Origin of the sequence: Nocardia sp. NPDC060255 (assembly GCF_042727395.1) — a bacterium.
GTDB lineage: Bacteria > Actinomycetota > Actinomycetes > Mycobacteriales > Mycobacteriaceae > Nocardia.
Genome location: NZ_JBHXAU010000006.1, coordinates 45,978 through 64,579, shown reverse-complemented (window position 1 = coordinate 64,579; position 18,602 = coordinate 45,978). Strand labels below are relative to the sequence as shown.

The following is an 18,602-nucleotide window of genomic DNA, read 5'->3' as shown; positions in this document are numbered from 1 at the left end:
GTCAGGTGGTCGTGTGACCGGTGTAGATATGCAGCGGGTGTAGTCCCCACGACCTGGCGACCTTCTTGGCATGGTCGGCTAGTTCAGCTGCGGTGTGCGCCATCTCGGGCTTGAGGCTTTCCAGCGCCCAGTGGATCTTGCCGCCGGATTCCGACAGCCAGGTCGCCAGCGCGACCGGCTGCCTGGCGGTGCGCGGTGCGTCGAGACCCTGGACCACGGCGCGCTTCATGTGCAGCGACGGCTCGAACCGACCGAGTTGCGGCGCGATGTACGAGTCGAGCACGCCCATGTTGGAACACATTCCGACGGTGATCGGCACCGTCTCCAGCAGTCGGTGCACGACACCGTCGGGCAGCACGTCGAGCAGATCGGGCGGCATCTGGCGCGGCTGCGAGAGCACGCCGGAACCGACCGTCGCGACCGCCTCGAACGCCGCCTTGCTCACCGCGCGCAGTGCGGTCAGGTCGTGGCTGTCCAGCCATTCGCGCTGCACCACCACCGGCACCCTGGTGAACGAATTCGCGTCCTGCTGATCGTGTTCGCGCAGGATCCGCACTGCGGGCGTCAGGACCGGCGGGATGTTGTCGATCAGCGGGCAGCGGCGCAGCAGGTCGGCGGTCAGCGCGAGATACAGCGTGTTCGTCGTGCCACCGTCGCGTTCGGCCGCCGACTTCCATTGCGCCGCATCGAAGGTGACGACCGCCGACTGCTCGCGCCAACCCTGTGGGTCCGGCTCGGGTTCCGGCACGTGCGAGAACAGTGCCGCGCGCACGGCCGCGCGATGCCGTGGATCGCGAGCAGCACGCCGCATCTCCGTAACTGCCTGTCGCGCAACGGTGATGCCGCGGTGCGCACCGTCGGCGAGTTCGTCCCACATGCCGACCCTGGCATCGAGGCCGCCGCTCGTGGCGAGTTCCGGGTCGACCAGACCGGCTTCGGCCAGCAATCCCGCGTGGCCGTCGGCGACCGCGTGCGACTTGGTCAGGCAGACGACCATGCCACCGGAATGCGTTGGCACCGCCGACAATCGCCACCCGTATCCCCCATCGGGATCGAGGCGATACTGCGCCTGCTCGTTCGCCCACGTCAACGCGTCGGCCTCGTCGATCGGGTCCGGCGCGATAGACAGCGGAAGCGCGGTGTCGGCATGCACCCAGCGCGCCCGCGCGAACGGCACCGCCGAGCGGTGCACCCGCCGGGTCAACGGCCCGGATTTCAGCAGTGCGTACATCGCGTTCAGCTGCTCGTCGCTCGGCCGACGCCCCAGCACGGTCAGCGTCTGCGTGACAACCGGCATGCCGTATCCGTGGTGCAGCCGCAGGAACGCCTTGTCGGTGAGATTGACATACACCGGCGCAGCCGACAAGGCCTCCCGGTGGCGACTGATGTTGTCCGGCCGGAAGCCGCGAGTGATGGTTGCCATGAACGCTCCTGTACATCAGGCCGCGCGATCGATCACATCTTTCGCCCGCAGCCGACACCGACCCGCTAGCCGGTATCAAGAATTCCGGGCAATACGCCCAATCAGCGGATTCCGGTTATTCGCACCGAATAGTCACGCATCCGACACAGGTTGTCTCCCCGCCGGATTGGAAAGCAATACGCTCCCACCGAATACGAGTACTCATTCGCTGACCCAGCGTAACCACCAATCAGGAGCAGCGGCGATTACCTCTATATAAATAACCCGTAAGTTTTAGTTCTCCGGCCTGACCGGCGCCGCCCAATCAGGAAGGGGTTCGCACCGGTCCAACCAGTCCGCGGGGACTGCGGCCAGGCCGAGACCCGCTGCGAGGATGCCGCCAACGATGGCGCAGGTGGTATCCGCGTCGCCACCGACGTCAGCGGTGATCCAGCAGGCCTCGGCGAAGTCGTCCGGGTATTCGGCGACGATCCACAGACAGAACGGGACGGTGTCGGGAGCGGATATCTCGCTGCCATTGCCCAACGCCTCGGCGGCGCTGTGCGGATCTCGCAGGGCCTGCGCGGCGTCGATTCCGTCGCGCACTCGGCTACGTGGGGTGCGCTCGGCGACCGCGTCGAGGAACGCGCCGCCGCGCAGTTGCGGCGCCGAAAATGCCAGTGCCGCGGCGACAGCGACGGCGATCGCACCGGCGACCCCTTCGGGATGGGCGTGTGTGACCTCGGCCGATGCGGCGGCCTCCCGCACCACACGGTCCATATCGTCGGCGAAGAAGGCGCCGAGCGGGGCAACCCGCATGGCCGCACCGTTGCCCCACGATCCGAGCCCGCCACGGGCCTGCCTGGCGAGGTCGCGCCAATCGCCACCCTTGTTTCGGATCAGCCGCAGTATGCGGTTCGTCCCCGGGCCATAGTCGCGGTAGAGATCATGATGCTCGGCAAACGATGCGGCGAGGGCGTCCTGCTCGATCCGGCCGAAGCGGTCCAGCACCTGGACAATCGAGCACGCCATCTCGGTGTCGTCGGTCCACCGCCACGGGCCGAGCAGCAACGAACGGGATTGCAGCGCGGGACGATTGGCGGGGATAGCGAAACAGGAGCCGAACGCGTCACCAACGGCCAACCCCCGTAGTGAGGCATCGGCCCGGGCGTACGGGCCAGTGATCACGAAACCGATTCTGCCAGAAAGTAAGTGACATCCATTGTCACGTGGCGCTACACGGCCTCTGCGGTGTTTCGATCCCGCGTCGCCGGGTATCTGCCGGACGTTCGGTTCGACGGAGATGAGGGCGTCTGATGAGTGGGTTGTCGGCTGGGACGGAGCGGGCTCGCGGCCAGGGGGGCGGGGGTGGAAAGTCGTCCGCTGCGGGGCGGATCGCGCAGAACGGGGTGTTCGAGAGGTTTGCGCGGGGTGGGTTCGTCATGACGGGGATCGTGCATTTGATCGTCGGGTACATCGCGATTCGGATTGCGCTCGGTGGGTCGGGTGGGAATGCCGATCAGTCGGGGGCCATGGCGGAGTTGGTCAGCAAGCCCGGTGGCGTTCTCGTCATGTGGATCGGTGTTTTCGCGTTTCTGCTGATGGGGTTGTGGCGGATCGCGGAGGCGGTGTTCGGTAGTGCGTCGAAACCCGAAGCCGACAGTAAGAAGAAAGAGGCGTTTCATCGGGTCAAGGCTTTGGCGCTGGCGGTGATCTATTTCTCGTTCGCCTTGTCCGCGTTCGGATTCGCGCGCGGCAGTGGCAAATCCAGCAGCCAGCAGAGTGCCGGAACCACCGGGCGGTTGATGCAGAATACGGCGGGCAAGGTGGCACTCGTCGTCGCCGGACTGATCATCATCGGGGTTGGTGGATACCACGTGTACAAGGGGATCAGCCGGAAGTTCCTCAAAGACCTCGAGGGCAACACCGGTGATCTGGTGCGGCGGCTCGGTATGGCCGGGTATGTCGCGAAGGGGCTTGCCGTTGCCGCTATCGGGTTGCTGGTGATCCTCGCCGTGGGCCAAGCGCAGCCGGACAAGGCCGCCGGGCTCGACGGGGCGCTGAAAACCCTTGGGGCGCAGCCTTATGGCGTGATCCTGCTGATCGTGGCCGGTCTCGGCATCATCACCTACGGTCTCTACAGCTTTGTCATGGCGCGGTACGCCAAGATGTGACGATCGGCGGTGGGGCAAGATCGAGGCATGGGCCCTACCACCGGACCGCCGATACCCGAGACCGTGGACGAATTCCGCGATCTCGCGCGCACCCGGCTACGCGAATTCCCGCACACCGAAGTTCCTGACGCCCCGGGTATTCGTCGCGCGGCCGTGCTGCTGTGTGTCGTCGGCGAAAGCGACGGCGCACCGTCGGTAGTCGTCATCAGGCGGGCCTACCGTGGACGCAATGCCGGGCAGTGGGGATTGCCCGGCGGTCGACTGGATGCGGGTGAGACCGCCGAGCAGGCCGTATTGCGTGAGCTGCACGAGGAACTCGGCTTGACCGCCACCCCGGCAGACCTGCTCGGCAGGCTCGACGACTTCCCGGCGGCCTCGGGATTCGTGATCACTCCTTTCGTCGCGGCGTTGTCCGACACCACCGATTTGAAGCCGAGCCCGGACGAGGTCCATTCCGTGCACCTGGTTCGGCTGGCTCGGCTGGCCGCCGAGGATGTGCCGCACTGGGTCGCTCGGCACGAGGCTGTGCCGCAATCCGAACTGCGCCGCGAGGCTGCGTCCGTCCCGGAAAACGTTGGCCTGCTACAGATGCGACTCGGCGAGGGCATGACCATTCATGCCCCCACCGGCGCGCTGCTCTGGCAGTTCCGTGCGGTCGTGCTACTCGGGCGCGATCACGCCAACGCCCGAGTAGCACACTTCACCCAACCCGACTGGACTCAGCACTGACGCCGAGTTCAGCTGGTGCGGCGGGCCATTGCGTGCACGGTGCCGTCCGTGCTGAGCACGAACAACCAGTCACCCGTCACCGACATCGCCGAGGCCACCGACCCACCTAAGTCGTACTGGCTCAACATTTTTCCGGTCTTCCGGTCGAGCACAACCAGTCGCCCGTCCCAGGTGCCGACGTAAACCACGGTCTCGGTGGTCAGCGCGTGCATCGCCGGTGCGTTCGGCGCGGCCGTGCACCCCGCCGCCACCCGCGCGAGATCATCGAGCGGACCGGTGCCCGGCAGGTAGCCGATTCCGGTCTGCCACAAGGGTTCAGCCGGTTTGCCCGCCGAGGTGTCAAAGGCGCGAACTGTGCCATCGATGGCCGCGACATAGACCAGCTGCCCGCGTACGGCGGGACTGGTCACCGGCGGCGGCCCCGGTTCGCAAGCGCTGCCCGGGATGTCGGCGTGCCACAGTGCGTGCCCGTCGCGCGGGTCATGGCCGCTGAGTCCCCCACCGGTCATGGTTACCAGCTGGCGATCTCCTTCGGTGAACGCCGGAGACGAGTGGCTGAACAGTCCGCCCGCGGTATCGACGGAGTAGCGGCGGCCGCAGGTGGCCAGGTCCATCGCGATGAGCGTCTGGCTCGAACCCGACTGCAGGTAAGCGGTTTTCGCGTCCGCCCCGCGCACGGCGGTGCTGTGGAACTCGCCCCAACCCGCGGGTGCGGCGAAGCCACCGTCGAGCCGCTTCCCGGTCCCGGCATCCCGGCAGACGATCTGGTCGTATGCCTGGTAGACCGCGACCGCGCGATGCTGCTCGGGCAGGTCGAAGACGCTCACCGGACCGCCGGCCCGCCCATACCGTCGCACGGTCTTTCCGGTGCGGTTCTCGTCGTCGATGGTCTGCCATTCGACGGCACCGGTGCGCGAGTTGAGCGCGTAGACCCGGCCGACGGCGGTGCTGAGATACACCCGGCCGCCCTGCACGGTCGGGAAGGACTCGGCGTCACCGTCCAGATAGGTCCGCCACAGCTCCCTGCCGGTGTCGCGGTGGTAGGCCAGCACCTGGTTGTAGGGCGAGGCGAAGGCCTGGGCGGTCGCGATCACGAGATCGCCAGCTACGGCCGCACCGTTGAGGCCGAAGTGCTCGCCGGTGTTGGCCGACCACCGCTGATCCAGCACCGCACCCGGATCGGATGCCGCGGTGGAGCCACCGGATTCGGTACCGCCCTGGCGCAGCCAGTCGGCACCGGCCGCCGGTGGCGCGCCGACGGGTAGCACGCGGAACGTGCCCTGCATCGCAGGCCATTTCCCGCCCGCGGTATCGGTCGCGGTCGCCTCGGCGCGGTAGGTCCCCGGCTGCAGAAACGGAATGCTGCCATGCGCGGTCGCCCAATTGGCTCGGATGGCCGGGCACGATTCGGCCCGCCCACCCGGCGGGGTGTAACAGTTCACCCAGCCGGGCGGTGCCTGCGTGCTGCCGAAGCGCAGGTCCGCGCGCCACACCTCGCCGCCGCGTTCGTCACGCACCAGGACCTGGGCACCGGCCGGAGTCCGACCGGCGTCCTCGACATACAGGTCGACCGGGATGGCGGCGCCTGCCCGGTGCGCGCTGTCCGGTGCGGGACTGACCAGCGCCGTCCGGTCGCGCACGAAGAACTGCCGGTGCGTGCCGGAGACGTAACCGGTGTCCTCGTTCCCCGGCGTCGCCGGATCATCGGTGATACCGGCGAAGTCCAGCACCTTGTAGCCGGGCCGCGCACCGTCGATGCCGTAGGTGGCGCCCATGTTGTTCACCTCCACCGAGCGCGGGAACGCGCCGCGGCGGAACTCGGTCTGCTGATTGTGGCCCGCGGCGAACATCCGCACGTCGTAGCGGGCGAGTTCGTCGACGATCGGCTGAATGGCCTGTCCCGCGCCCCATTTGGTGAACAGTGAACGGTGCGCGAAGACGAACACCTGTTTGCCGGTGGCATGGCGGCGCAGATCCTCACGCAGCCATTGCAGTTGCGGGCCGAGACCGGAGGTGTCGTAGTTGTCCTCCAGCACCACGAGGTGACGGCCGTTGCGGTCGAAGCTGTACCACTCCGGTCCCATGTTGCGCCGATAGATCTCCATGCTCGCGGCGTATCCGTTGGTCTTTCCGGTCCCGCCCGCGTCGTGGTTGCCCATCACCGGATAGAACGGGCGACCGAAGCGGCCCTTGGTCAGGCCGGTGCGCAGGATGTCGTAGCTGCCCTGGCGGCGCTCGGGCGCGGTGTAGTCGGTGACGGTGAGGTCGCCGGTCGCGATGGCGACGGTAGCTTCCCGGTTCCGCGCCATTGCCTCGACCTGGCCGGTCCACTGGGCCAGCGTGTTCGCGGCGGAGGCGTCGCTGCGATTGTCGGTTTCGCTGTCGGACACCATCAACCACGGCTCGCGCGGATCCGCCGCGCGCTTGTCGGGGACGAGGGCGAAGTCGATGTTGTCCTGCCGGGGCTTGCCCTCGTCGACCGCGCGAAAATAACGCGGGACCGAATCCTCCCGCAGCACGGGGGTGTACCCATCCGGTGAGACGATGGTGATCAGATCGGTTTCCCGCCGACCCGGATCGATCCGCAGCCGGTAGCCGCCGTCTTTCTCGGTCGTCGTCCAGACCGCTCCGTCGGTGACAGAGACGCCCGCCAGTCCTTGCTCGCCACTGTCACGAATTCCGTTGCCGTTCAGGTCGATGAATACCGTGCCCCGCGCCTCGACCGAGGCATCCGCCGCGTACGCCGGACCAGGTGCGGTAATCATGGTCAGGATAACGAAAAGACCTATCAAACATTTCCACACGGAAATAATTCTATTGGCAATAACCCGCCGCGGTACCCGCACTCGCTACAGTTCGCCCGCCGTACCGCAGATGTTCAGGCCCCGCGTCGAAAATTCCTAACCCTCAACAAAAGTCACCGCATTCCGCCGTCGGCGATCCACCGTCACCGTGAATACGTCGGGGCGGGAGTAGTGCCCGGTCGGGTCGAAATTCTGTCGTTCCCTTGCGACTTCGGCCGGTTCGATATCGGCGATCACGAGCCTTTCTTCGCCGATCACGGGTTCGACCAACCAGCTGCCGTCCGGGCCCGCGATGGCGGATCCACCGTCGTAGCCCGCCGACTGGTCGAGCGCGAGCAGTTCGTCGCGGAACGGGAAATCGGCGGGCACGTCGGCATAGTCGAGCACGGCACCGACCGCGAGCGAGTACACCCGGCCTTCCATGGCGACGAAACGCGTGATGTCCCTGGTGTTCCGGACCGAGCCCGGCCAGGTGGAGACGTGCAGGGTCGCGCCGTCGGCATACAGTGCGTGCCGAGCCTGCGGCATCCAGTTCTCCCAGCAGGACAGTCCGCTTACCCGGAACTCGCCGACGTCGTGCGCGCGCAGCCCGTGCCCGTCGCCGATCCCCCAGACCATCCGTTCCTCGTGCGTCGGCATCAGCTTCCGATGCGCGCTGACCACGCCACGGGCCGGATCGATGGCGACCAAGGTGCAGTACACCGTGCCGCGAACGCGCTCGGTGATGCCGAGATAGCAGAACACGCCGAGGTCCGCGACCGCCTCGCGCACCGTGGCGAGGTGCGGGCCATCGAGCGTGACCGCCGCATCCAAATAGTAAGCGTAGGCGGCCTTTTGGGCCGGATTGTTGAATCGCGCACCGCCGGTTCGCGCCAGCCATATCGGGTAGCCGGACAAGAAGGTCTCCGGGAAGGCGACGAGTTCGACCCCGGCCGCCGCCGCCTTGGTCAAGTAGTCGACAACGATCTTCGTTCCGGCCGTTGGGTCGAGCCAGGCAGGCCGTGCCTGCGCCGCAGCAATTCGCATGACCCGACACTAACCAAATCGCCGGATGCACAACGGCTCAGCCGAATTCAATTGCCGTCACCGATCTGCCCGTTCATCCAGTCGCCGAGCCACTGGATGGCGTTGCGGCCCGAGTCGTCGACGACGAGCGCTCCGTAATTGATGTGTGCGTTCGAGGCGAAAAAGCTTGCCGCACTGAAGCCGTCGCGAATGAGGGCAAGCAGGTTGATGCCCCGCGTCGGCGGCGCGGTCTTGGCGAGCGCGCCGCTCAAGTCGTCGAGGTCCAGGTGCTGGGAATTGTTGCTGGTGAGCAGGCCCGTCGCGACCGAGGCCAGCTCTAGACCGACCGGCAGCAGGCCGGACAGCACGGCGGCGGCACCGGCCGGGTCGGCCGCGTGCCCGGGCGGCGGAGCCAGTTTCTCCAGCACCGACCACGCGATTTCCTGGATCTGACCGACGAGGGTCGCCATCCGGATGACATCGACGTTGGACAGGATCGCGGTCATCGACGTCGCGATCTGGACGTAGCCCTGCGGGTTCGGCACCGTCGACAGCACCTGCGCGACCGACTTCAGGTCGGCGCTGGCGACCAGGTCGACCAATGGTTTGAACTGGTTGTTCAGCGCACCGGCGACCTGATGGGCGCCCTGGGCGTCCATCGCCGCCACCTTCTGCGGCAGCAGCGCGAGATTGTCCATGATCGCACGGAAGTCGAGCGCGGTGACGTTGGCGACGACATCGAGCGTCTGGTCAACCAGCACAGTGGGTTTCAGCAGCGCCAGGATCTTCGCCGCCGAGTTGAGCAGGGCCGCGGGCAGGTCGGCCACCGGTGCGACCTGCCCGACGAGTGCATTGATCTTGATCGTCAGCGTGGCCGCATCGGGCGAGTTCGCTTGGAGCGTCCGAATTCCCCGGCCCAACAGGCTGGTTGCGGTATCGGCGATCGTGCTCACCGCGGTCGCCGCGCCGGTCAGGTCGGACTCCTCGACCTTGCTCAGCACCTGGCCCGCATTGTTCTCGGCGGATCCGGCCGGGGCAGCGGCCAATCGATCGGCGGTGCTGGAATCTTGCAGACCGGCCAGCGTTTTGAGGGTGACCTCCAGCCTCGCCGCGGTGTCGCGGACGCGGGTCAGGTTGATGCCGCCCGGCGTGGTGAGGCTGGTGGACAGCTCGTCGACGGCATCGGCCAGACCGGGGAGGTCGGCCTTGGTGACATTCGCCGTCAGGGTCTTGGCCATGCTGGAGTTGCCGAGCACCTTGCTCAGCAGCGAGCCGAGTTTCCCGAGTAACGGGTTGTCGCCCTTCTTGATCGAGCAATACAGGTCGCCCGGGTCGCAGATCGAACTGACTCGACCGCTGAGCTTGCCCATGCCCGCCGGCCGCGGATCGGCGATCCCGGAGCCCGCGGTGTGCGGGCCGACGGCGGTTTCGCCCTTGGTGCCCGCGGCGGGATCGGCGATGAGACCGACGGCCAGGACCCGCTCCGCTGGCACGGGTCCGCGGTCGTTGCCGATCTCGGCGGCGACGTCGCCCGCGGCGTCCGCGCCCTGACTGTAGCCGGTGATCGTGAATTTCGCTGCGGGACAACGCCTATCGTAGTCATGCAGCGCCTTGCGGGCATTGACCAGCGCGGTGTTCTTGCTATCCGCGTAGGTGTGGCCGTTGTCGAAGGCACGGGCCATGTACGGCGTGAAGTAGATATCGGATTTGGGGCCTTGCTGACGCTGGATCGCCTCGGCGATCGGCCGGAGCATGCCGATCGGCTGTGCGGGATCGGCGTTTTCGTTGGTCTCCCAGGTGCCGGGGATGAACAGATTGAACGTCTCGGCGCAGTCGGCCTGCGCCGAGTGCGCGAGGGCCGGAGCGGCGACGGCCACCGAGGCGACGGCCACCCCGACGGCCACTATCGTCGCCATCACGTAGCGATTGGACGAATGCAGGACTGACATCTGAACCTCACTACCGAGCTCGGTCGACCGCTCATCGCCGAACGGCAGAGTCGGCCGATTCGACCGGAGAACAACGGGGGAAGCGGGCTTGGAGGTATCGCGCGGAATTTCCTCGGCACTGCTCACGCATATTCAGCGCGGCGACCGCTGGCGCCGCGCTGAATATCGCGAATTACCGGTCAGGACAAATTGCCGACAAGCAGGCTGAGCAGTTTCAGGGCGACCTTGGCGATATCCAGCCCGGTGCCGAGTGATCCGGTCGATGATCCACCGCCGCTGAGCGAATCGCCCGCATCGCTGGAGCCCGAGCTCGTGGCGATGTAATTAACGGTGTCCATAACGCTGAGGAGAGTCGACATGTCTCAAACCGCCTGTCTTGTAACGGTATTACACCGAGCAGCACCTGAGCTCAGGTGCCGTGACTATGGGATGTTGGCAGCCACAAGATTCCCCTGGGATCCCCGCCGCGTCCAGACGCTCAACTGGGGAAGTTGGACCACCGTGCACCATTCCGAGCGAATGCCGGTGGCAGACCGGCAGGTTTTCTGATCTCCCCACTGTGGACTGGGGAACGCTGATGAGGCTTTTTCGTGGCGACCGGCCGAAGATTGCCCACCCCTTGCAACGGAGCACGAACCGTATTGCACACTATGCAATATATGTTGCGCCACTTGCGGACTGGTGTGACGTACGACATTCTGACCCGAACGCGGGACCGGCCGCGGGAGGGAAGGAGAAAACCGTGCGCGATGGTGAACTCGGACGGCGGCGTCTGCTCGGAATAATGGGTGGCGCGGTGGGCGTCGGTGTCGCGGTGGCGACCGGAGTCTTACGTCCGGCGTCGGCGGGCGCGGCGAATGGGACTCGCGCGTTCCTCGGTTCCTATACCTCCAGTGGCGCAGGCGGTTCCGGTGTCAGTGTCGCCGCCGTCGATCCCGGCACCGGCCGGCTGACCGTGGAAAGCACGGTGGACGTGGCCGATCCGTCCTTCCTAGCTTTCTCGCCCGACCGGCGTTATCTGTACGCGGTGAACGAAGGCTCGGGCGCGGGCACGGCCACCGCGATCGATCTGCGACCCGCGCGGCCGACCGTATTGAATACGGTTGCAGTGCAAGGCAATGCGCCAACGCACCTGTGCGTCACCCCGGATGGCCGTTACGTGCTGACCGCGAACTACGAGTCGGGCAGCGTCAGCGTGCTCGCCGTGGCCGACGACGGACGACTCGGCGCGGTCACCGATGTCGTCCAGCACACCGGCAGCGGACCGGACCCGGATCGACAGTCCGCACCGCACGCGCATCAGGTATCGATCGATCCCTCCGGACGCTGGGTGCTGGTGGTGGATCTGGGCATCGACTCGATTTACGTCTACGAACTGGCCGGCGGCACGCTGAATCAGCACGCGCGGGTCGCGATGACGCCCGGCAGCGGACCACGACACCTGACCTTCCATCCCAACGGCCGCAACGCATTTCTGGCCAACGAACTGAATTCCACCGTGACCGTGCTCGATTGGCAGGCCGACCGCGGCGAACTGCGCGCCGGGCAGTCGCTGCCCGCGGATCTGAACGGCGGCGGCGATCGGAACTACCCGTCCGCGCCGGTGGTCGCCAAGGACGGCCGCTTCCTCTACCTCGCCAACCGTGGCCACGACAACGTCGCGACCTTCGCCATCGTCGGCGGGTTGCTGGTGCCGGTGGGCAGCACGCCGTGTGGCGGAAAGTTCCCCCGCGATCTGACGCTGAGCCCGGATGGCCGTCGGCTGTACGCGGCCAATCAGAAGTCGAACTCGGTGGCCTGGCTGGACCTCGATCCCACCACGGGCCTGCCCGCCGCGCCGTCGGCCGCACTGGACGCAACGGCGGCCACCTGCGTGCTGTTCGAGTAACGGGGGTTCGCGAGTCACTCTCTCGCACAACGGATTCCGAACCGCCTGACGCGTCAGGCGGACCGGTCCCCAGTTGTGCGCCCAGTCGAGTTGGGCGGCCGGGTGTGGTTCTACTTGGTCATGAATCGCACCCATCGCAGTTACGGCGGAGTGATCGACCTACGCAGGATCACGCATATCACGCTGGGTTTGCTGATCGTGGCGGGCAGCCTGGTCGCCGCGCCCACCGCCCTGGCCGAAGCGGACGCCGGTCGGCTCGGCAACCTCAGCGGCATCGCCGACGACGGCGTGACGACCACCATGCGCTCCGGTACGGCCGCGGTCCGGGTGAGCTTCCCCAACTCCGGCGCGGTGCGCGTGCAGCTGGCACCCGACGGCACGTTCACCGACCCGGCCCGCGACAAGATCGTCCTGCCGACCAAACTCCCGCCCGCCGCCGCGCACCGGACCGACAAGGGCGACTACTGGGCCATCGCCACCTCCGGTGTCACCTTGCGCGCGTACAAGACTCCGCTGCGCTTCGCGCTCTACGACGGCGCCAACACGAAGCAGATCTGGGCCGAGTCCGCGCCGCTGTCCTGGACCAAGACCGCGACAACGCAAAGCCTCGGCCGCGCCCAGAACGAGCAGTTCTTCGGCGGCGGCGAGCAGAACGGGCGGTTCAGCCACCGCGACCAGACCATCAAGATCTTCGCCGACGACAACTGGAACGACGGCGGCGCGCCGAACTCCCAGCCGTTCTACCTGTCCAGCAACGGATATGGCGTGCTGCGCAACACCTTCGCGCCGGGCAACTACGCCTTCACCGATCCGGCGCGCACCACGCACGAGGAACGCCGCTTCGACGCGATCTACGTCGTCGGCGACGGCCCCAAGTCGGTGATCTCCGCCTACACCGCGCTGGTCGGCAGGCCGTTCCTGCCGCCGATCTACGGGCTGGAGATGGGCGACTCCGACTGCTACCTGCACAACGCCAACCGCGGTGAGCGGCACACCTTGGACGCGGTCGGCATCGCCGACGGGTATGTGCGCAACCAGATGCCGAACGGCTGGATGCTGGTCAACGACGGCTACGGCTGCGGCTACGAGAATCTGCCGCAGGTCGGCGAGGGGCTGCGCAAGGACAATATGCAGCTCGGGTTGTGGACCGAGAACGGGCTGCCGCATCAGGCCGACGAGGTGAAAGCCGGTGTGCGCGTGCGCAAGCTGGACGTGGCCTGGGTCGGCCGCGGGTATCAGTTCGCCTTGGACGGCTGCGACAGCGCGCACCGTGGCATCGAAGACAACAGCGACGCCCGAGGTTTCGTCTGGACGCCGGTGAGCTGGGCGGGCGCGCAACGCTGTGCGGTGTTGTGGAGCGGCGACCAGTCCGGCACCTATGACTACATCCGCTGGCAGATCCCCACCTACGCGGGTTCGACGATGTCCGGCATCGCCTACAACACCGGCGACGTCGACGGAATCTTCGGCGGCAGCCCGCGCACCTACACCCGCGACCTGCAGTGGAAGGCGTTCCTGCCCACAATCATGTCGATGGACGGCTGGGCGCCCAACGACAAGCAGCCGTGGCGCTACGGCGAGCCCTACACCTCGATCAACCGAAAGTACCTGCAGCTCAAGGAAAGACTGCTGCCCTACACGTATTCGTACTCGGTCGAGGCGAATCGCACCGGCGTCGGCCAGGTTCGGCCGCTCGCGCTGGAGTACCCGAAGGATCCCGCGACCTGGGGTGACCAGGCGCGCTACGAATTCCTTTCCGGGAAGGACTTTCTCGTCGCGCCCGTGTACAACGACGCCGAAAAGCGCGACGGCATCTACCTGCCGGAGGGCACCTGGATCGACTACTGGAGCGGCCGCACCTGGACCGGGCCGACCACGGTGAACGACTACCACGCCCCACTGGACACGCTGCCGCTGTTCGTGCGCGCGGGCGCGGTGGTGCCGATGTGGGCCGAGGGCACCCAGTCGTGGCAGACCCGCGACAAGAGCGTGCTGGATCTGGACGTCTACCCGCAGGCCGCGGGCAGCTTCACGCTGGTCGAGGACGACGGGGTGACCCGAGGCTTCCAGCGCGGCGAACAAGCCTCGCAGAACTTCGCGGTCCGCTCGGCGTCCGGTTCGACCGAGGTGACCATCGGCGCCAGCACGGGCTCGTACCCGGGCAAGCCCGCCGTCCGGCGCTACGAACTCACCGTGCACGCCGCTTCCGCCCCGAAGGCCGTCCAGACCGCCGCCGGTCCGCTGACGCAGCGTGCCAGCCGCGCCGACCTCGATCGCGCGCCCAACGGATGGTGGTTCGACCCGCAGGATCGCGGCGGCGTCGTCCACGTCAAAACCGATCCGATCGCCGCGGCGAACAGTCAGTCGGTGACGCTGCGCTGATTATCGGAGGGTGCGTGTTCGGAGTGAGGGTGGTTAACTCCTCCTCGGATTGTCGTGCTCGAAGGGAGTTGGGGGTAGGCGTGGTGCAGCTCGGAGTGAACGAGTCATTCGCGGACTACCTCATCGAGGGCGTGCTCGGCCGGGGCGGGATGGGCACCGTGTATTTGGCGCAGCATCCGCGGCTACCGCGCCGGGTCGCCCTCAAACTGCTCAATCGCGAGGTCTCGGCGGAGCCGGAATTGCGGCGGCGGTTCGAGCAGGAGGCCAATGTCGTCGCGCGGCTGGACCATCCCGGCATCGTCGGCATTCATGATCGCGGCACGCACGACGGGCACCTGTGGATCGCCATGCAGTACATCCACGGCTCCGACGCCGCCCGGTTGAATCCGCGGGACGTGCCGATCGACCGGGCGCTGCGCATCGTCTCCGAGACCGGGGCCGCGCTCGATTACGCGCACAGCCGCGGCGTGCTGCACCGCGATATCAAACCGGCGAACATCCTGCTGTCGTCGCCGGACACCGGTCGCGCGGAACGCGCGGTGCTGACCGATTTCGGCATCGCCCGGCTGCTCGACTCGAACACGCAGCTGACCGTGAGCGGGACGTTCAACGCCACCCTCGCGTACGCCTCGCCGGAACAGCTGTCCGGCGAGCCGGTCGATCACCGCTCGGATCAGTATTCGCTCGCGTGCACCTTGTTCACGCTGCTGGCGGGGCACGCGCCGTTCGCGGCGACCAATCCCGGGCAGGTCGTCGCCGGGCATATCAGCAAGCCGGTGCCGCGACTGAGTTCGGTGCGGCCCGATGCGCCGCCCGCGCTGGACGAGGTGATCGCCAAGGCGATGGCCAAGCGGCGCGACGAACGATTCGGCAGCTGCCGCGAGTTCACCTCGGTGGCCTGGGATTCGCTGCACGGTCGGGCGGCTCCGGCTCGAATCACGCCGCCGCCCAACCGGATAGCGCCGACGGCGTTGAACCAGAACGGTACGGGTCGGCAGGCGGCACCGACGCCGGCACCGGTCGCCAAGCCCACTCCGGCACCTGCTGCCAAACTCGCGCCAACATCCGTTGCCCAGCCTGCGCCCGAGTCGGCTGCCCAACCGGTACCGGCGAGTGGTCGAGGCCGCGCGATGGGTGCCGCCCTGCTCGCGTTGCTGCTCGCCTGCGTCGTCACGGTGCTGGTGGTGAATCCGCGGGTGCGGGTCATTCGCGCCCTCATCGAGTTTCGGGACCCGCACATCGCGCCCTATGCCGCGGCGGGCATAGCGGCCGCAGGCGCGGCGGCGCTGCTGCTCGGTGGCGCGGTGCTGCTGCTCGCGCGCAGGCGGTTCGGCCGGGTGCTGGTGGTTTTGGGGTGCCTCGGCTATCTGGCGAGCCTGGTCCCGGTTCGATTCGAATATGACAGCCCGAAGGGCACCACCGGCTTCACCATGGCAGTGGGATTGGCGTTGCTGATACTGACGCTGATATTGACGCTGTCCAAGCCGACGGCCCGCTGGTTGCGGACCGCCGGCTCCGGCCGTCGGTAAGCCCTATTCAGGGAGACTGTCGGCCAACGCGTTTCGCATCACGTACTCCACGCCGGGGTCACCGGGCAGCGTCCAGTTGGGCCCGACGAAATACCTGGCCGCGTCCTTGTCGCCCTTGGCGAGGTATTGCATCCACGCCAAGGTGATCGGCGCGAACGGATTGTGTGCCGGATCGTCCATCGGGGTGATGTGGGTGCCGCCCCTGATACACGCGAGATAGGCCGGAATCGTTATGGCGGTGTGGTATTGGGTCCACATGGGGTGGTACCAGTGCCAGACGATCGCGTCGTTACAGCCGGTGAGATAGAGCGTCGGCACGTTGAGGAGAATGCCGAGCGCGTACGGCGAAGGCTCGACGGGTACCGCGCCGATGATCCGCACGTCCGGATCGACCGTGTGCCACACATCCGGCGGCAGGCTCGCGTTGAGTTGGGTCGCCCCACCGCCGCCGGAGTGTCCGGCGAAGATGACGCGGCCGAGATCCACCTTGCCGAACATCGGGCTGTCGGGATTCTTGCTGGCATTCGACAGCGCCTGTACGCCACCGAGTCCCATTTCCGGGGTCGAATTGAGCAGGTCGTAGGGCATCGCGATCACATAGCCGTAGCTGGCCCAGAAGCGAGCACTGGAGTCGTAATATCCGGGCTCCTGGCCGGTACCCGGCGAGAAGACGACGACCGGCAGCCGATCCATGTTCGCGATGTCCTTCGGGTAATAGAAGGTGACACCGAACGGTGAATCCGTTCCCGACGGAAATATATTCGTGCACTGCAGTTCCGACTGATTGCCCCAGAAACGCCAGGTGTTGTTGATCATTGATCCGTACGGCGACGAATCGCAGCTGTGCGTAGCCGTGGTTTGCGCTGTCTCGTAAGGCCCGGGCTCGGCATACCTGCTCAGTGGAATATCGCCCGGCGCGAAGCCGTCTTCGGCGGTAGCGGCCGGTGCGGCGCCGATCGCTAGACCGGTCAGGACAGTGGCCGCCAGAAAAACAGCGCTCAGTGATCGGCTGGTTTTTGTCGCCCAACCCGGACCGAGTCGTTCGGTACGCAACTCTCACCTCTCGTTCCCAAAGAATGCAAGCAAGTGAATGCGACTCGACAGTCGCGGAATTGGGTTCACTGTGGGATAAATTCACCTGGTAGTCAAGCAAACACGCTGATGGCAGTCCCGCGAACTCGGCACACCGAGCCGTGCACCAGGAACACAACAGCACTCGCGGGCTGACGTGCGCATTCTCGATACATCGTACTGAGCTTTGTGTTAAATTCTTGGCGTGTCTGAAATCAGTCGCCGCAATCCGCTCATTTCGGTGGCCGCCCTGGGACTTATCGCGGCGCTCACCGCAACAGCCTGCAACTCCGATGCCTCGAAGAACGAGACGAGCTCCGCATCGAGCTCGTCGAGCGTTCCGGCACAAGACAATACGAAACTCTTTCACGACATATACAAGCAATTGGTGGAAACCGATACCTCGCACTCCACCGGTAGCACGACGGTCGCCGCGAACGCGATGAAGCAGCGCCTGCTCGACGCGGGTTTCGCCGAAGGCGATATGCAGATCTTCGAACCCGTCCAGCGCAAGGGCGACCTCGTTCTGCGCTTCACCGGAACCGGGCAACGTAAACCGTTGCTGCTCTTGGGACATCTCGATGTGGTGGAGGCCAAACGCGAGGACGGGTGGAACACCGACCCCTACAAGCTCACCGAAACCGACGGCTTCTATGCCGCCCGCGGTTCGATCGACGACAAATCCATGGTGGCCGCCTTCGTTTCCGGCCTGAGCCAATTGAAGCGCGAAGGGTTCAAGCCCAACCGCGACATCGTGCTCGCGCTGACCGCCGACGAGGAGGCCGGGACGGACAACGGCGCGAAATGGTTGATGGACAACAAATTCGACCTGATGAACGCGGAATACGGCCTGAACGAAGGCGGTAGGGCACTGCTGGTCGACGGCAAGCCCGGCCTGCAGGGCGTGCAGGTGGCCGAGAAGACCTACGTCACCTATCAGGTCGAAGCCAAGGCGGCCGGCGGGCACAGCTCGGTGCCGACGCCCGACAATGCCATCTACACCCTCACCGCCGCACTGAATCGTCTTGCGGCATACCGGTTTCCGTCCTCACTGAGCGACCCGGCCCGCGACAACTTCGCCGCGCTCGCCGCGGGCCGCACCGGGCCGGAGGCCGACGATATGCGCGCGGTCGCCGCGGGCAACCCGAGCCCGGAGGCGGTGGATCGGCTCTCGGCGAATCCCGAGTACAACGCCCAGCTTCGCACCACCTGCGTGACCACCATGCTGAAGGCCGGGGAAGCCGAGAACGCGTTGCCGCAAACGGCCGACGCGACGATCAACTGCCGAATCCTCCCCCAGGACAAACCCGACGACATCGACAAGCAGTTGAAGGCGGCCCTCGCCGACAGCAAGCTGACCGTCACCCCCAAAGTGGATCCGGCAGGCGGCATCTCACCCACCAATGGCGACGTCATGACCGCCGTCACGTCGCTGACGAAGGAACTGTTCCCCACCGCCGCCGTGAGCTCGTTCATGTCCACCGGCGCCACCGACAGCAAATACGCGCGCAGCAAAGGGATTCCGATGTACGGCGTCAGCGGGCTGTTCATGGTCAGCGCCGACGCCGGGCGCATCCACGGCGTGAACGAACGAGCACCGATCGCGGGTCTCGATGCCAGCCGCGAATTCCTCTACCGCCTCATCAAACAACTGTCCCGATAGTTTTCC

At 66.4% G+C, this 18,602-nt stretch carries 13 protein-coding genes; 6 read left to right on the top strand and 7 right to left on the bottom strand.

Going from position 1 to position 18,602, the window contains the following annotated elements; translation table 11 throughout:
• Position 1 precedes the first annotated feature (1 nt).
• Together ACFWF1_RS13965 and ACFWF1_RS13960 are read right to left on the bottom strand one after the other, a co-directional pair.
• Positions 2 to 1,423, bottom strand: a complete 1,422-nt coding sequence (locus ACFWF1_RS13965; RefSeq protein WP_379290141.1) for a hypothetical protein — start codon at positions 1,421 to 1,423, stop codon at positions 2 to 4.
• A 273-nt stretch (positions 1,424 to 1,696) separates the two neighbouring features.
• Entirely contained in the window at positions 1,697 to 2,590 is an 894-nt protein-coding gene (locus ACFWF1_RS13960; RefSeq protein WP_379290139.1) for an ADP-ribosylglycohydrolase family protein, read from the bottom strand.
• A gap of 254 nt (positions 2,591 to 2,844) precedes the next feature.
• On the opposite strand from ACFWF1_RS13960, the gene ACFWF1_RS13955 reads away from it, so the two are divergent.
• Together ACFWF1_RS13955 and ACFWF1_RS13950 are read left to right on the top strand one after the other, a co-directional pair.
• Positions 2,845 to 3,576, top strand: coding sequence for a DUF1206 domain-containing protein (locus tag ACFWF1_RS13955; RefSeq protein WP_379290138.1), 732 nt, complete (start codon positions 2,845 to 2,847; stop codon positions 3,574 to 3,576).
• Between the two features lie 27 nt (positions 3,577 to 3,603).
• Positions 3,604 to 4,305, top strand: a complete 702-nt coding sequence (locus ACFWF1_RS13950) for an NUDIX hydrolase (protein WP_379290137.1) — start codon at positions 3,604 to 3,606, stop codon at positions 4,303 to 4,305.
• Between the two features lie 8 nt (positions 4,306 to 4,313).
• Here the strand turns inward: ACFWF1_RS13950 and ACFWF1_RS13945 are convergent, their stop codons facing one another.
• The 4 genes from ACFWF1_RS13945 to ACFWF1_RS13930 form a co-directional block, all read right to left on the bottom strand.
• On the bottom strand, positions 4,314 to 7,070 hold the full coding sequence (locus tag ACFWF1_RS13945; RefSeq protein ID WP_379290135.1) for a PQQ-binding-like beta-propeller repeat protein: 2,757 nt from the start codon (positions 7,068 to 7,070) through the stop codon (positions 4,314 to 4,316).
• 135 nt (positions 7,071 to 7,205) lie between these two features.
• Positions 7,206 to 8,135, bottom strand: coding sequence for a carbon-nitrogen hydrolase family protein (locus ACFWF1_RS13940; protein ID WP_379290133.1), 930 nt, complete (start codon positions 8,133 to 8,135; stop codon positions 7,206 to 7,208).
• Positions 8,136 to 8,182: 47 nt separating this feature from the next.
• Entirely contained in the window at positions 8,183 to 10,063 is a 1,881-nt protein-coding gene (locus tag ACFWF1_RS13935) for a cutinase family protein (protein WP_379290131.1), read from the bottom strand.
• A 179-nt stretch (positions 10,064 to 10,242) separates the two neighbouring features.
• A complete protein-coding gene (locus ACFWF1_RS13930; protein ID WP_379290129.1) occupies positions 10,243 to 10,401 on the bottom strand; it encodes a hypothetical protein in 159 nt (52 codons plus the stop codon).
• Between the two features lie 404 nt (positions 10,402 to 10,805).
• Between ACFWF1_RS13930 and ACFWF1_RS13925 the strand changes: the two genes are divergently transcribed.
• The 3 genes from ACFWF1_RS13925 to ACFWF1_RS13915 all read left to right on the top strand — a co-directional run bounded on the left by ACFWF1_RS13925 (position 10,806) and on the right by ACFWF1_RS13915 (position 15,862).
• The gene (locus tag ACFWF1_RS13925) at positions 10,806 to 11,951 is read left to right on the top strand and encodes a lactonase family protein (RefSeq protein ID WP_379290127.1); all 1,146 of its coding nucleotides are present in this window, start codon (positions 10,806 to 10,808) and stop codon (positions 11,949 to 11,951) included.
• 120 nt (positions 11,952 to 12,071) lie between these two features.
• Positions 12,072 to 14,333: a TIM-barrel domain-containing protein gene (locus ACFWF1_RS13920; protein ID WP_379290125.1), complete on the top strand. Its 2,262-nt coding sequence runs from the start codon at positions 12,072 to 12,074 to the stop codon at positions 14,331 to 14,333.
• Positions 14,334 to 14,428: 95 nt separating this feature from the next.
• Positions 14,429 to 15,862, top strand: a complete 1,434-nt coding sequence (locus tag ACFWF1_RS13915; RefSeq protein WP_379290123.1) for a protein kinase — start codon at positions 14,429 to 14,431, stop codon at positions 15,860 to 15,862.
• A gap of 3 nt (positions 15,863 to 15,865) precedes the next feature.
• Here ACFWF1_RS13915 and ACFWF1_RS13910 read toward each other — a convergent pair whose 3' ends face one another.
• Positions 15,866 to 16,915, bottom strand: a complete 1,050-nt coding sequence (locus ACFWF1_RS13910) for an alpha/beta hydrolase (RefSeq protein WP_379290121.1) — start codon at positions 16,913 to 16,915, stop codon at positions 15,866 to 15,868.
• Positions 16,916 to 17,138: 223 nt separating this feature from the next.
• On the opposite strand from ACFWF1_RS13910, the gene ACFWF1_RS13905 reads away from it, so the two are divergent.
• The gene (locus tag ACFWF1_RS13905; RefSeq protein ID WP_379290119.1) at positions 17,139 to 18,596 is read left to right on the top strand and encodes a M20/M25/M40 family metallo-hydrolase; all 1,458 of its coding nucleotides are present in this window, start codon (positions 17,139 to 17,141) and stop codon (positions 18,594 to 18,596) included.
• Positions 18,597 to 18,602 lie beyond the last annotated feature (6 nt).